The organism is Streptomyces sp. NPDC104202 (assembly GCF_055584185.1).
Genome location: NZ_JBVJMN010000106.1, coordinates 1 through 13,576, shown reverse-complemented (window position 1 = coordinate 13,576; position 13,576 = coordinate 1). Strand labels below are relative to the sequence as shown.

Here is a 13,576-nt window from a genome sequence, read left to right as displayed (position 1 = left end):
CGCCCGGTTACATTCCGAACCCGGAAGCTAAGCCTTTCAGCGCCGATGGTACTGCAGGGGGGACCCTGTGGGAGAGTAGGACGCCGCCGAACAATCATTGTGGGAAAGCCCCGCACCATCTGGTGCGGGGCTTTTCTGCGTTCCGGGGCCGGAATCCCTTTCGGGCCGTGCCCGTCGCCGGCGGTGCCCGTCGCCCCGGGGATCAGAGGCGGCCGGCGGCTTTCAGGGCGAGGTACGCGTCCGCGAGCGCGGGGGCGAGGTTCTCGGGGGAGGCGTCGACGACCGTGACGCCGTGGCGGTGGAGCTGGTCCGCCGTACGGGAGCGCTGGGACTGCGTCTGCGTCGCCGCGGCGGCCTCGTAGACACCCTCGATCGACCCGCGAGCCTGGGCCATACGGGTGACGTGGGGGTCGGCGACGGAGGCCACGAGGACGGTGTGGCGCTGCGCGAGCTGAGGGAGCACCGGGAGGAGACCCTCCTCGATGGGCGCGGCGTCGAGGCTGGTCAGGAGGACGATCAGGGAACGGCGCGGAGCCCGGGCGAGGGCGGTCGCCGCCAGTCCGCGGGCGTCGGTCTCGACCAGCTCGGGTTCGAGAGGAGCGAGCGCGTTGACGACGGCCGGCAGGACGTCGCCGGCGGAACGGCCCTGGACCTGGGCGCGGGCACGGTGGTCGTAGGCCAGGAGGTCCACGCGGTCGCCGGCGCGGGACGCGAGGGCGGTCAGGAGAAGCGCCGCGTCCATGGACGCGTCGAGGCGGGGCACGTCGCCGACGCGGCCGGCCGAGGTGCGGCCGGTGTCGAGGACGACGAGGATGTGGCGGTCCCGTTCCGGACGCCAGGTGCGGATCGCGACCGTGGACTGGCGGGCCGTGGCACGCCAGTCGATCGAGCGGGTGTCGTCGCCGGGGACGTACTCGCGGAGACTGTCGAACTCGGTTCCCTCACCGCGCGTCAGGACGCTGGTGCGGCCGTCGAGTTCACGCAGGCGGGCCAGCCGGGAGGGCAGGTGCTTGCGGCTGGTGAACGGCGGCAGGACGCGGACCGTCCAGGGCACCTCGTGGTGACCCTGGCGGGCGGCGAGCCCCAGAGGGCCGTAGGAACGGACGGTGATCCGTTCCGCGTGGCGGTCGCCTCGACGGGTGGGGCGCAGGATCGTGGTGAGGCGCCGGCGCTCGCCGGGAGGGACGGTGAGCTTCTGGCGGGAGGCCGTCTGCTCGGTGCCGGGGAGCCAGCTGCTGGGCGGCCAGGCGTCGCGCAGCTGGGCGCGGAGGGGTCGGTTCGACGGGTTGGTGACGGAGAGCCGGACCTCTACCTCGTCACCGAGTCGAACGGATGTGTCACCGCTTCGGGTGAATTGGAGCTTTCGTACTGGTGCAGCCAGTGCGTAGTCGCACAGAATTGCCAGCGAGAGGGGCGCGTTCACCGCGAGCATCCCCGTCCAGCTGGGGGCGAGGATGCCGACGGGGAGCGATCCGAGGGCCGCGATCAGCGCGGTTCGTCCGGTGAGGGCCATGGGGCGCCGTTCTCAGCGGGGTACGGGGACGTGGGCGAGGATCGAGTTGATGACGGAGTCGGGGGTGACCCCCTCCATCTCGGCCTCGGGCCGCAGGTGGATGCGATGACGCAGGGTGGGGAGAGCGAGGGCCTTCACATCGTCCGGGGTGACGTAGTCCCGGCCGGTGAGCCAGGCCCAGGCGCGAGCGGTGGAGAGCAGGGCGGTGGCTCCTCGGGGGGAGACGCCGAGGGTGAGCGAGGGGGAATCACGAGTGGCGCGACAGATATCGACGACATAGCCGGCGATCTCCGGCGAGACCGAGACCTTGGCGACCGCCGCGCGGGCCGCTTCGAGCTCGGCCGGGCCCGCGACGGGGCGGACGCCGGCGGCCTTCAGGTCGCGGGGGTCGAAGCCTTCGGCGTGCCGGGTGAGGACCTGGATCTCGTCGGCGCGTGAGGGCAGGGGAACCGTCAGCTTCAGCAGGAAGCGGTCCAGTTGGGCTTCGGGCAGCGGATAGGTGCCTTCGTACTCGACCGGGTTCTGCGTCGCGGCGACGAGGAACGGTTCGGGGAGGGGGCGAGGAGTGCCGTCGACGGTGACCTGGCGCTCCTCCATCGCCTCCAGGAGCGAGGACTGGGTCTTCGGGGGCGTGCGGTTGATCTCGTCGGCGAGAAGGAGGTGGGTGAAGACCGGGCCCGGCTGGAAGGAGAACTCCGCCGTCCTGGTGTCGTAGACCAGTGAGCCGGTGACGTCGCTGGGCATCAGGTCGGGGGTGAACTGGACGCGCTTGGTGTCGAGTTCGAGGGCGGCGGCGAGCGAGCGGACCAGCAGGGTCTTGGCGACTCCGGGGACGCCCTCCAGGAGGACGTGCCCCCGGCAGAGCAGGGCGACGACGAGACCGGTGACGGCGGGGTCCTGGCCGACCACGGCCTTCGCGATCTCGGTGCGCAGGGCCTCCAAGGAGGCGCGGGCGCTGTCCGAGGTCGTAGCGGTCTCGGGGGTCGGGGCGCTCATGAGGTGCGTACCTCTCTTTCGAGGGCGTCGAGTTGGTCCGCCAGGCGGATGAGGGCGGCGTCGTCGGCGGGAGCCGTGCCGAAGAGAAGGGTCCCGGGGTCCGCGGTGGTTTCCGGGAGACGGGCGGAGAGTGCGGGGAGGAGGCGCTCGGGGGAGTGGGCGTCCTGGCGGGCGACGCCCAGGAGGGGGGCGAGGCGGGTGCGGGTCGCGGTGCGCAGGACGGAGGCGGCGCGGTCGCGGGCGTCGGCCTTGCGGTAGAGGCGGGCGCGGCCCTCGGTGGCCTCGGAGGCGCGGACGGCGACGGGGAGGCGTTCCGTCACCAGGGGGCCGAGGCGGCGGGCGCGCCAGACGGCGGCGAGCACGGCCGCGATCACGAGCTGGAGGGTGCCCCACAGCCAGCCCGGGGGGATCAGCGAGAGGAAGGTGCCCGTGGTGCCGTCGGTGGAGTCGCCGGCGGTGGCCGAAGGGTCGGTGAGCGAGGGGAGGTACCAGACGAGATGGGGCCGGGAGCCGAGGAGTTGCAGGGCGAGCGAGGCGTTGCCCTGCTGGTCGAGACGCTGGTTGTGGAGGATGTCGGGCGAGCCGAGGAGGACCGTGTCGCCGGCGCCGGGACCGGGGACACGGAGCAGGGTCGGCACGTCGTCGGAGGGGTAGCAGGCGTCGGCGGTGATGCCCGGGTCGGTGCGGTAGCGCTCGCCGCCGAGGTCGACGCTGCCGGCGCGGGTGGCGGCGGGCAGGGCACAGGAGGGGGCGAGGTTCCGGACGGCGGTGCTGGGCGCGGTGGTGACGCCGGGGACCAGGATGTCGAGGGAGGCCGTGCCCGCGCCGAGGAGGACCGTGCGTCCGCCGGATGCGGTCATCGTCGCCCGGAGACCGGTCTGCTGGCTCTCCGTCAGCAGGTCGGGGGTGGTGACCAGGAGGGTGGCTCCCGCGTCGGTCCGGGAGCGCACCTCGTCGAGTGTGGTGACGCGGGTGACCGTGACGCCGCGGACGGTGAGGAGCTGGGCGACGGCACGGCTGCCCATGGGGTCGGCGGAGTCGGGGTCGAGGGCGCCGTGGGCGTCGCCGGAGCGCAGGGTGGCCAGTGCGAGGCCGCCGGCGAGGACGAGGGCGAGCACCAGGAGCGTGCCGCGGACCCGGGTCCAGACCCGGCGGGCGGAGGGGGCGGTCGACGTGGTGGCGGTGGCCGGACGGGTCATGCGGGCGCTCCCGCGGCGGAGGCGTCGAGGGTGGGGCGGGTGCGCTCCAGGGCGGTGTCCAGCTCTTCGACCCGGCGGTACGCGGCCTGGTCGGCGGTGCGGCCGCCGTATGTGACGTCGTCGAAGACGCGGGCCGTCAGGCGCAGGTCGTCGGCGTGGGAGGGCAGGGAGCGGCCGGCCTCGGCGGCCGCCTCGTCGGCGGTGCGGCCGGGGCGCGGGTCCAGCAGGGTGCGCTCCTCCAGGGAGCGGACGATGGCCCGCATCCGTTCCTGGACGGCCTCGTTCCAGCGGCCCGCGGAGGCGTGGCGGGCGGCGGCCTCACGGTGCTCCGCGGCCGTGCGGGGGCCGTCGGCGAAGAGGGAGTCTCCAGGGCCTCCCGGGGCCCGGTGGGGGGTGCCCAGCCGCCACCAGAGGGCGGCGACCAGGGCGACCACGACCACGACGACGGCCACGAGGCCGAGGACACCCCCCGGGGTGGCCTGCGAGGCGGTGGTGAAGAGGTCGTCGAGCCACTCCCAGAAGCGGTCGAGGCCGCGCTGGAGGAGGCTCGGATCGTTCTGGTGGTACATCGGATCGGACAGCTCCCGCTCCGCCGCCTCGCGGGCGGGGATGCGGGAGATGTCCACCGGTACGTCGCCGTCGGCGAACAGGTGTGTCGGCAGTGCTGCGGTCGTTCCCCCCGTGACCGTCACGCCGTCAGCCTCCGACGGTCCGGTCCGCGGCCGCGGGGCCGTAGCCGGGGAGGCCCGCGGCCCGGGCCAGTTCGAGGTCGAGCGCCTCGCGGCGGATGCGCTGGTCGACGTAGAGCAGGACCGTGACGCCGGCGGAGATCGGGTAGGTCACCGCGCTGGTGATCACGCCGCCGATGCCCGTGACGATCAGGAACGGCCAGCCGAACTGGGTGGCGGAGCCGGAGAGGAGACCGGAGAAGCCCTCGCCGTCCACGGCGATGCCGACGATGGTGAACGGGATCGCGATGATCATGACGAAGAGGAAGATCAGCAGCTGGGTGAGGAGCGTGATCCCGAAGATCCGCCACCACGCGCCCTGCACGAGCTTCGCCGAGCGCTTCAGGGACTGCGTCACGCCCTGGCGTTCGAGCATCAGGGCCGGCGAGGCGAGGCTGAAGCGGACCATCAGCCAGGCGGCCGCGACCATGGCCCCCAGGCCGCCGAGCAGGGCCAGCGCCACGCCGGGGGCACCGCCGATCAGCAGCCCCGGGAGGAGGCCGACGGAGACGACGGCCGCGCCCATGGCGGCCAGCAGCAGGGTCAGGCCGACCAGCTGGAGCAGACGCGGGCGGGCCTCCTGCCAGGCCGAGCCCAGCGCGACCGGACGGCCGAGGATGGCGCGGCTGATCACGACGGTCAGCAGGGCCGCGCTGACGGTGGACGCCATCAGCGTGACGAGCAGGGAGGGGGCCAGACCGATGAGGGACGACTGGGCCGCGTCGAGGGACTGCTGCAGCTCCTCGGCGGGCGTGGCGTCCGCGCTGATCTCCGGAGGGGCCGGAACGAGATACCGCTGGGCCAGGATGTCGACGGTCTGGGAGATCACCGCGACGGTGACCGTGATCGTCAGCACCGTGCGCCAGTAGATCCGGAGCGTCTTCGCCGCGCCGTCGAGGATCTCGCCCATGCCGAGCGGGCGCAGCGGGATCACGCCGGGCTTCGCGGCCGGCGGCTTGCCCCAGTGGACGTCAGGGCGCGGGGCTCCCCAGTTCTGGCCGGGGCCGGGGCCGGGGCCGGGGGGCGGGGGTGTCCGGTCGGTCGGCGGCGACCACTGGCCGGCGGGCGGCTGGTCCTTCGACCACTGCGGGGCGGAGCCGTTCGCGTCGGCCGGAGCGGAGGGCCGGGGCACGCCGGAGCCGTCCTGGCCGTCGGAGGGGGCGGATCCGGGCGAGGTCCAGCCCGGAGTGTCGTTCACGGTCGTCCACCTCGGAGGGTTGGTCGCGGTGCCGGATCGGCGAAACCGGCTCGGTCACGGCGGCCGACACCGGACACGGCGGCGGGCCGGGTGCCATCGTGCCACGTGGGGCCCGCCCGTGGGCCGGGGCCGCCGCTTCGTTCGTACCTTCCTCCGGACCTTCATTGTGGGAGCGGCAGACGGCACACTGTGCGGATGCCCGATCAGGCCGTACGAACCGTGCGGTGGCGGGCCGAGCGGGGTGTGGTCACCACGATCACGGCCCGGGCTGGGGGAGTCGCTGTGGGGCAGGTCACGGCAGGTAACGATTGGCTAATGGGATGATGTCGATATGAAGGGACGCGTTCTTGTCGTCGACGACGACACCGCACTGGCCGAGATGCTCGGCATCGTGCTGCGGGGTGAAGGGTTCGAGCCGTCGTTCGTCGCGGACGGTGACAAGGCGCTTGCCGCATTCCGGGAGGCCAAGCCTGACCTGGTGCTGCTCGACCTGATGCTGCCCGGCAGGGACGGCATCGAGGTGTGCCGTCTGATCAGGGCCGAGTCGGGTGTGCCGATCGTCATGCTCACGGCCAAGAGCGACACGGTGGACGTGGTGGTGGGCCTCGAGTCCGGCGCCGACGACTACATCGTGAAGCCGTTCAAGCCGAAGGAGCTCGTCGCCCGCATCCGGGCGCGGCTGCGGAGGTCCGAGGAGCCGGCTCCGGAGCAGCTGACCATCGGTGACCTGGTCATCGACGTGGCCGGGCACTCCGTGAAGCGGGACGGGCAGTCCATCGCCCTGACCCCGCTCGAGTTCGACCTGCTGGTCGCCCTGGCGCGCAAGCCGTGGCAGGTGTTCACCCGCGAGGTCCTGCTGGAGCAGGTCTGGGGTTACCGGCACGCGGCCGACACCCGGCTGGTGAACGTGCACGTCCAGCGGCTGCGCTCGAAGGTCGAGAAGGACCCCGAGCGCCCGGAGATCGTGGTGACCGTCCGCGGCGTCGGTTACAAGGCGGGGCCGAGCTGACATGAGTACAGGCAGTACTGCTCCGAAGCCCGGGGATCCGGGAGTCCGTACGGGGCGGACTGCCGGACCGGGGCGGGGGGGCTCGCGTTCCGGCCGTCTGCCGCGAGGCGGACGGCTCCTCCAGGAGGGAACGCCCGGCGGCACCGTCTTCCGGCTCTTCGTCCGCTGGGTGCGCCGTCCGCTGCTGCCCGCCCTGCGCCTGTGGCGGCGGAACATCCAGCTGCGGGTCGTCGCCGGCACCCTGCTGATGTCGCTCGGCGTCGTGCTGCTGCTCGGCATCGTCGTCATCGGCCAGGTCCGCAACGGTCTGTTCGAAGCGAAGGAGAAGGCCGCCCAGAGCCAGGCCGCCGGCGGGTTCTCCGCCGCCCAGGACCGGGCGGCGACCACCCCCTCGGCGCCCGGCCAGCAGGACGGCGGCCGGGCCGGCGCCTCCGTGAACTGGCGTTCCACGCTGGTCGAGCAGCTCGCCAGCGGTGGCCAGAGCGCCTACAACGTGGTCGCCCTCTCCCTGGACACCGGTGACGCGGCCAGCCGCGGCGTCCGTGCCTCCGGGGAGGTCGACCCAGCCACCAGCATCCCCGCGGAGCTGCGGCGCTCGGTGGCCCAGGGCACGGACACCTTCCAGCAGTCCTCCCGCATCCACTACACGAGCGGCAAGGCCTCGGAGCGGGGGCTCGTCATCGGCAAGCGGCTCAACGACGCCGAGGGCGATCCGTACGAGCTGTACTACCTGTTCCCGCTGACGCAGGAGGAGGACTCCCTCACCCTGGTCAAGGGCACGCTGGCGACCGCGGGACTGTTCGTCGTCGTCCTGCTCGGGGTCATCGCCTGGTTCATGGTCCGCCAGGTCGTCACCCCGGTCCGGATGGCCGCCGGGATCGCCGAGCGGCTCTCCGCCGGCCGCCTCCAGGAACGGATGAAGGTCACCGGTGAGGACGACATCGCGCGGCTCGGCGAGGCCTTCAACAAGATGGCGCAGAGCCTCCAGCTGAAGATCCAGCAGCTGGAGGAGCTCTCGCGGATGCAGCGGCGGTTCGTCTCGGACGTCTCGCACGAGCTGCGCACCCCGCTGACCACGGTCCGGATGGCCGCCGACGTCATCCACGAGGCACGGGTCGACTTCGACCCCGTGACCGCGCGTTCCGCGGAGCTCCTCGGCGACCAGCTCGACCGGTTCGAGTCGCTGCTCGCCGACCTCCTGGAGATCAGCCGCTTCGACGCCGGGGCGGCCGCCCTGGAGGCCGAGCCGATAGACCTCCGCCAGGTCGTGCGCCGGGTCATCGGCGGCGCCGAGCCCCTCGCCGAGCGCAAGGGCACCCGGATCGTGGTCGTCGGCGACAAGCAGCCCGTGGTGGCCGAGGCGGACGCCCGCCGGGTCGAGCGCGTGCTGCGCAACCTCGTGGTCAACGCCGTCGAGCACGGCGAGGGCCGGGACGTGGTGGTGAAGCTGGCCTCCGCCGGCGGCGCCGTCGCCGTCGCGGTCCGCGACTACGGTGTCGGGCTCAAGCCGGGCGAGGCGACCCGGGTCTTCAACCGGTTCTGGCGCGCCGACCCGGCCCGCGCGCGGACGACCGGAGGCACGGGCCTCGGCCTGTCGATCGCCGTCGAGGACGCCCGGCTGCACGGCGGATGGCTCCAGGCATGGGGCGAGCCCGGCGGCGGTTCGCAGTTCCGGCTGACCCTGCCGCGGACCGCGGACGAGCCGCTGCGGGGTTCGCCGATCCCGCTGGAGCCCGAGGACTCGCGGCGCAACCGCGAGCAGGCGGCCGCCGTGCGCGCCCAGGAGGGCGCGAGCCGGGTCGCCGTCCCGGCGCAGCCCGTCGGGGAGCGTCCCGAGCTTCCCGGCCGGCCGAGGCTTCCCGGGCCGTCGCGGGCGACCGTCGACCCGACGGCCCTGCCCGGCAGCGGCGCGCGGGTCGTGGCGCGGACGGCGGCGGAGACCGACGGCGGTGGGGCGGGACCGGCGGGGGCCGGTGGCAACGGGAACGCGGAGCGGGAGGACGGGACACGTGGGCGCTGACTCCCGAGCGGAGCACGCGGGGCGGGGACGCGGGACGCGGACGGTGGTGCTGGCCGCGTGCGGCGGTCTGCTGATGACCGCCTGCGCGACCATGCCCGACAGCGGTGACGTGCAGCAGGTGAAGGGCGCGAACCCGGGCGACTCCCAGGTGCGCGTCTACGCCGTCGCGCCGCGCGACAACGCGGAGCCGGACGAGATCGTCGACGGCTTCCTGGAGGCCATGACCAGTGACGACCCCGGCTTCTCCACCGCCCGCAAGTACCTGACGAACGAGGCCGCGCGGAGCTGGAAGCCGGAGCAGAGCATCACCGTGCTCACCACGGCGCCCGACCGCGAGCAGGCCGACCGCAACGCCGACCCCGACAACCAGGGCCGCGCCTACCCGCTCGCCGGCCGCAAGATCGCGACCGTGGACGCCCGCCACGCCTACCAGCCGATCAGCCCCGCCGAGTACGTGCAGGCCATCCACGTGGTCCAGCAGCCCGCGGCGAACGGCAAGGGCAAGGAGTGGCGCATCGACAGCCTGCCGCCCGGCCTGGTGCTCGGCGAGGCCGACTTCCTGCGCAACTACCGCTCGGTCAACAAGTACTACTTCGCCTCGGGGGAGGACTGGGTCGTCGCCGATCCGGTCTACATCCGCCAGCGGCAGGACCCGGTCACGCGGATGGATCCGGTGACGCAGACGGTGAAGGCGCTGCTGGAAGGCCCGACGAACTGGCTGAAGCCGGCCGTGGACTCCTCGTTCCTCTCCGGTACGGAGCTGAAGGAGGGCGTCACCACCCTGACGCCGGACGACCAGTCCACCCTGCGGGTGCCGCTCAACGCGAAGGCAGACCGGGCGGGCGGCGAGGCGTGCCGGCGGATGGCGGCGCAGCTGCTGTTCACGCTGGGCGACCTGACGTCCGTCCGGGTCGAGCAGGTGGAGCTCCTCGGCTCCGGCGGCCGGTCGCTGTGCCGGCTCGGCAAGGGGCAGGCGGCGGAGTTCGCCGCGGTGCGGGAGACCGGCCGCGAGGAGAACCCGTACTTCGTCGACGAGCACGGCAGGCTGGTGGCGCTGATGGCCGGGGCCAAGGAGGCCGTGGCGCCGGTCGAGGTGCCGGGCCCGTTCGGCAAGGGCACCCTGCCGCTGCGGTCCGTCGCCGTCGACCGGGGCGAGACCCGGGCCGCCGGGGTCGCGTCGAGCGGCCGGGACCTGTTCGTCTCCTCGATCACCACCGAGCAGGAGGCGGCCCCCGCGATCCTGCGGAGCAAGGCCGCCAAGCCGGAGGACCGGCTGTCCGCGCCCAGCTGGGACGGCCGGGGCGACCTGTGGGTCGCCGACCGCGATCCTGCGGCCCAGAAGCTGTGGATGGTGCCGGGAGGCTCCGGGGAGCCCGTCGCGGTCAGCACGCCCTGGCTGGACGAGGGCGCCCGGATCGAGTCGCTGCGGGTCTCCGCGGACGGCGTCCGGATCGCGCTGGTCGTCACCCGGGGCGAGCGCACGACCCTGCAGATCGGCCGAGTGCAGCGCGAGACCTCCGGGGACGTCCCCGTCGTCTCGGTGCTGGACCTCCAGCCGGCCGCGCCCCGCATGGAGTCCGTCACGGCCGTCTCCTGGGCGGGTCCGAGCCGGCTCGTCGTGGTCGGCAAGGAGGCGGGCGGCGTCCAGCAGATCCGCTACCTCCAGACCGACGGCTCCACCTCGGCCACCTCGGTGCTGCCCGGGCTGAACGGGGTGACCTCGGTCGCCGCGCCCCACACCGACCGGGCCTTCGTCGTCGCCGACTCCGGCAACGACGGCATCGTCCGGCTCGTGCCGGGGTCCAACTGGCAGCCGGTCGTCAAGGTGGGGGCCTCGCCGGTCTACCCGGGGTAGCGAGCGCCGCCGGGGCGCCCCCGTACCCGTCCGTCCGCGGGGCGGCCCCGGGGGGCTTCGCCCGGCCTCCGCGGGGCCGCACCTGACGTACTCCGCCGCTCCCTCGGGTGGTTTTCCACAGGGGTGGCCGAGGGGGCCGGAAAGGCGCACAGTGGAGCCATGCGGGGGTGGTGGCGGGAGATCTCCGGGCTGGTGCTGCCGGTCGCCTGCGGAGGCTGCGGCAGACCGCGCACGGAGCTGTGCCCGTCGTGCGGGGCCGAGCTGACCGCGAGGGGGCCGAGCCGGGTCCGGCCCACCCCCGAGCCGGACGGCCTGCCCGAGGTCCATGCCGTCGCGCCGTACGCCGACGCCGTCCGCTCCCTCCTGCTCGCCCACAAGGAACGGGGAGCCCTTCCGCTCGCCCGGCCCCTGGGCGCGGCCCTGGCCGCCGCCGTCGAGGCCGCCGCAGGGGGCTCCACGGGGCCGGCGGCCGCGCCCCTGCTCCTGGTACCGGTGCCCTCCTCCCGGCGGTCCGTACGGGCGCGTGGGCACGATCCGACCCGGCGGATCGCCCTGGCCGCCGCCGCCCGGCTGCGGGACTCGGGGCGGGCGGCACGGGTCGTCCCCGTGCTCCGTCAGCGGAGGTACGTGGCCGACCAGGCGGGTCTGGGGGCGGCCGGGCGGCTCGCCAACCTCGCCGGAGCCCTGGAGGTCGTGCCGGGCGGGACGCGGCTTCTGACCCGCGGAAAGGTGGTGCTCGTGGACGACCTGATGACGACGGGTGCGTCGCTCGCGGAGGCGGCGCGCGCCCTCGGGGCCGTACATCTTCCGTTCATCGATGGAATACCGAACGGTTTACCCGCCGGTTTCGCGCAGCACGGATTCGAACAGCGGGTCGCGGCTGTGATCGCATCCTCTCCCGCCTCGTTCGGAATAAACAGGAACTCGCTGGGAAGTTGGGTCGTTGCAGGTGGTGAACGGTGAAAGCACCCGAACGGAGGTATGTCGCGCGAGCGGGTGCCGACACCCGTCCGAAGGGGCTATGTTCGGTTGTGAGGGACGGTGAATGCCGTGGCCTCGCCGAATACATGGTTGCGCCTACAGGACAGGAGTTCAGGGCGAATTAACCTCTTGTCGATGGGGTGGGGATCTTGTCGACTGGGGAGGAGGAGGTGAAAGTCGCCAAGTCCGAGCTCCGGCTAATCCAGTCGGAGTCTGGTGCAAAGGGAGATGCCCGGCGGCCAAGGAGCCGGTCCGGGCGATCCGGGAACGGAGTTCTGCGTGGACATCGTCGTCAAGGGCCGCAAGACCGAGGTGCCCGAGCGGTTCCGCAAGCACGTGGCCGAGAAGCTGAAGCTGGAGAAGATCCAGAAGCTCGACGGCAAGGTGATCAGCCTCGACGTCGAGGTGTCCAAGGAGCACAACCCGCGTCAGGCCGACAGGTCCGACCGCGTGGAGATCACCCTCCACTCCCGAGGCCCGGTGATCCGGGCGGAAGCTGCGGCAGGCGACCCGTACGCAGCGCTCGACCTCGCCAGCGACAAGCTCGAGGCACGACTGCGCAAGCAGCACGACAAGCGGTACACCCGCCGGGGCAACGGAAGGCTGTCGGCGGCGGAGGTCGGGGACGTGGTGCCCGGCGCCGCCCAGCTCAACGGCGACGGTCAACTCGCCGTCGACGAGCCCGACAAGGTGCCCACCACGATGATGGGCTCGATCGAAGTGCAGGGCGAGGGCCCGCTGGTGGTTCGCGAGAAGACCCACCGGGCCGCCCCCATGACGCTCGACCAGGCGCTCTACGAGATGGAGCTGGTCGGCCACGACTTCTATCTTTTCGTCGACTCCGACAACAAGCAGCCGAGCGTCGTCTACCGGCGACACGCGTACGACTACGGCGTCATCCACCTCGAGAGCGACCCGCTCGCCGAGGGCGGCGGCGCCGGCGGTGCACTCGGCGGCTGACAGGCCGCCCTTCCCGCCCCACCCCACACCTCAGGTGCCCCTGGAGCGCACGGCGCGCCCCCAGGGGCACCCCCATGTGGCCCGCGGAGCACCCCATCGCCGCCGGGGCATGAAATCATGGCGTGCACGCCAACCTGTGCTCTGCGAGCACCGGTTGAAGGACCGGATACGAATTCAGGCCACGGCCTTCAGGGGGAGGAACGATGGCGGACAGCTTCGGGCCGGTGCTCAGCGGGCGCGAGCACGGTGGTGCGGTCCCGGAGGGATCGGAATCGGACGACGGCGCATTCCGCGGAGAGCCGATCCGGGTCCTCGTCGTGGACGACCACGCCCTCTTCCGCCGCGGTCTCGAGATCGTCCTCGCGCAGGAAGAGGACATCCAGGTCGTCGGTGAGGCCGGCGACGGCGCCGAGGCCGTCGACAAGGCGGCCGACCTGCTGCCCGACATCGTCCTGATGGACGTCCGGATGCCCCGGCGCGGCGGTATCGAGGCCTGCACCTCCATCAAGGAGGTGGCCCCCAGCGCGAAGATCATCATGCTGACGATCAGCGACGAGGAGGCCGACCTCTACGACGCCATCAAGGCGGGCGCCACCGGCTACCTCCTCAAGGAGATCTCCACCGACGAGGTCGCCACGGCGATCCGGGCGGTCGCGGACGGTCAGTCCCAGATCAGCCCGTCGATGGCGTCGAAGCTCCTCACCGAGTTCAAGTCGATGATCCAGCGCACCGACGAGCGCCGGCTGGTGCCCGCGCCCCGGCTCACCGACCGCGAGCTGGAGGTCCTCAAGCTCGTCGCGACCGGGATGAACAACCGGGACATCGCCAAGGAGCTGTTCATCTCCGAGAACACCGTGAAGAACCACGTCCGCAACATCCTGGAGAAGCTCCAGCTGCACTCCCGCATGGAGGCCGTGGTCTACGCGATGCGCGAGAAGATCCTCGAGATCCGCTGACCCCGCGAGGCCCCGCGGGCCGGGTCCCGCCGCGTCCGGCCGGGCCCGGGGGGGGGGGGGGCGGGGGGGGGGGGGAGGGGGAGGGGGGGGGGGGGGTTCGGGGGGGGGGGGTGGCCAAAGGGGGGGGGGGCCGGGGGGGGGGGAGGGGGTCGCCCCTCGCG

At 73.1% G+C, this 13,576-nt stretch carries 11 protein-coding genes and 1 rRNA gene; 7 read left to right on the top strand and 5 right to left on the bottom strand.

All coding sequences use genetic code 11. The annotated features are described in order from the left end of the window. Positions 1-92 (top strand): 5S ribosomal RNA (gene rrf / locus ACZ60W_RS36430); the annotation flags it as partial. Between the two features lie 110 nt (positions 93-202). Here rrf and ACZ60W_RS36425 read toward each other — a convergent pair. From ACZ60W_RS36425 to ACZ60W_RS36405, 5 genes are read right to left on the bottom strand one after another with little or no spacing between them, the layout of a single operon-like run. Continuing rightward, complete coding sequence (locus ACZ60W_RS36425; RefSeq protein ID WP_469759694.1) at positions 203-1,513, bottom strand: DUF58 domain-containing protein; 1,311 nt, start codon at positions 1,511-1,513, stop codon at positions 203-205. Positions 1,514-1,525: 12 nt separating this feature from the next. Further along, on the bottom strand, positions 1,526-2,509 hold the full coding sequence (locus tag ACZ60W_RS36420; RefSeq protein ID WP_469759693.1) for an AAA family ATPase: 984 nt from the start codon (positions 2,507-2,509) through the stop codon (positions 1,526-1,528). After that, positions 2,506-3,708: a DUF4350 domain-containing protein gene (locus tag ACZ60W_RS36415; RefSeq protein ID WP_469759692.1), complete on the bottom strand. Its 1,203-nt coding sequence runs from the start codon at positions 3,706-3,708 to the stop codon at positions 2,506-2,508. The genes ACZ60W_RS36420 and ACZ60W_RS36415 overlap by 4 nt, the downstream gene beginning before the upstream one ends. Beyond that, the gene (locus ACZ60W_RS36410; RefSeq protein ID WP_469759691.1) at positions 3,705-4,400 is read right to left on the bottom strand and encodes a DUF4129 domain-containing protein; all 696 of its coding nucleotides are present in this window, start codon (positions 4,398-4,400) and stop codon (positions 3,705-3,707) included. Before ACZ60W_RS36410 ends, ACZ60W_RS36415 begins: the two co-directional genes overlap by 4 nt. A gap of 4 nt (positions 4,401-4,404) precedes the next feature. Continuing rightward, positions 4,405-5,634 (bottom strand): glycerophosphoryl diester phosphodiesterase membrane domain-containing protein, encoded by a 1,230-nt coding sequence (locus tag ACZ60W_RS36405; RefSeq protein ID WP_469759690.1) that lies wholly within the window; start codon positions 5,632-5,634, stop codon positions 4,405-4,407. A gap of 331 nt (positions 5,635-5,965) precedes the next feature. Here ACZ60W_RS36405 and mtrA point away from each other — a divergent pair, with 331 nt between their 5' ends. The 6 genes from mtrA to ACZ60W_RS36375 all read left to right on the top strand — a co-directional run bounded on the left by mtrA (position 5,966) and on the right by ACZ60W_RS36375 (position 13,415). Further along, a complete protein-coding gene (mtrA, locus tag ACZ60W_RS36400) occupies positions 5,966-6,643 on the top strand; it encodes a two-component system response regulator MtrA (protein ID WP_010356958.1) in 678 nt (225 codons plus the stop codon). 1 nt (position 6,644) lies between these two features. Continuing rightward, positions 6,645-8,663, top strand: coding sequence for an MtrAB system histidine kinase MtrB (gene mtrB, locus ACZ60W_RS36395; RefSeq protein ID WP_469759689.1), 2,019 nt, complete (start codon positions 6,645-6,647; stop codon positions 8,661-8,663). Further along, positions 8,653-10,518, top strand: coding sequence for an LpqB family beta-propeller domain-containing protein (locus ACZ60W_RS36390; RefSeq protein WP_469759688.1), 1,866 nt, complete (start codon positions 8,653-8,655; stop codon positions 10,516-10,518). Before mtrB ends, ACZ60W_RS36390 begins: the two co-directional genes overlap by 11 nt. A gap of 159 nt (positions 10,519-10,677) precedes the next feature. After that, a complete protein-coding gene (locus tag ACZ60W_RS36385) occupies positions 10,678-11,481 on the top strand; it encodes a ComF family protein (protein ID WP_469759687.1) in 804 nt (267 codons plus the stop codon). A 297-nt stretch (positions 11,482-11,778) separates the two neighbouring features. Beyond that, on the top strand, positions 11,779-12,459 hold the full coding sequence (hpf, locus tag ACZ60W_RS36380; protein ID WP_469759686.1) for a ribosome hibernation-promoting factor, HPF/YfiA family: 681 nt from the start codon (positions 11,779-11,781) through the stop codon (positions 12,457-12,459). A 203-nt stretch (positions 12,460-12,662) separates the two neighbouring features. Beyond that, a complete protein-coding gene (locus ACZ60W_RS36375) occupies positions 12,663-13,415 on the top strand; it encodes a response regulator (RefSeq protein ID WP_469759685.1) in 753 nt (250 codons plus the stop codon). Positions 13,416-13,576: the final 161 nt, after the last annotated feature.

Coding starts and splice junctions, on each gene's coding strand:
- ACZ60W_RS36425 (WP_469759694.1), bottom strand. CDS start 1,513: ATGGCCCTCACCGGACGAACCGCGCTGATCGCGGCCCTCGGATCGCTC.
- ACZ60W_RS36420 (WP_469759693.1), bottom strand. CDS start 2,509: ATGAGCGCCCCGACCCCCGAGACCGCTACGACCTCGGACAGCGCCCGC.
- ACZ60W_RS36415 (WP_469759692.1), bottom strand. CDS start 3,708: ATGACCCGTCCGGCCACCGCCACCACGTCGACCGCCCCCTCCGCCCGC.
- mtrA (WP_010356958.1), top strand. CDS start 5,966: ATGAAGGGACGCGTTCTTGTCGTCGACGACGACACCGCACTGGCCGAG.
- mtrB (WP_469759689.1), top strand. CDS start 6,645: ATGAGTACAGGCAGTACTGCTCCGAAGCCCGGGGATCCGGGAGTCCGT.
- ACZ60W_RS36385 (WP_469759687.1), top strand. CDS start 10,678: ATGCGGGGGTGGTGGCGGGAGATCTCCGGGCTGGTGCTGCCGGTCGCC.
- ACZ60W_RS36375 (WP_469759685.1), top strand. CDS start 12,663: ATGGCGGACAGCTTCGGGCCGGTGCTCAGCGGGCGCGAGCACGGTGGT.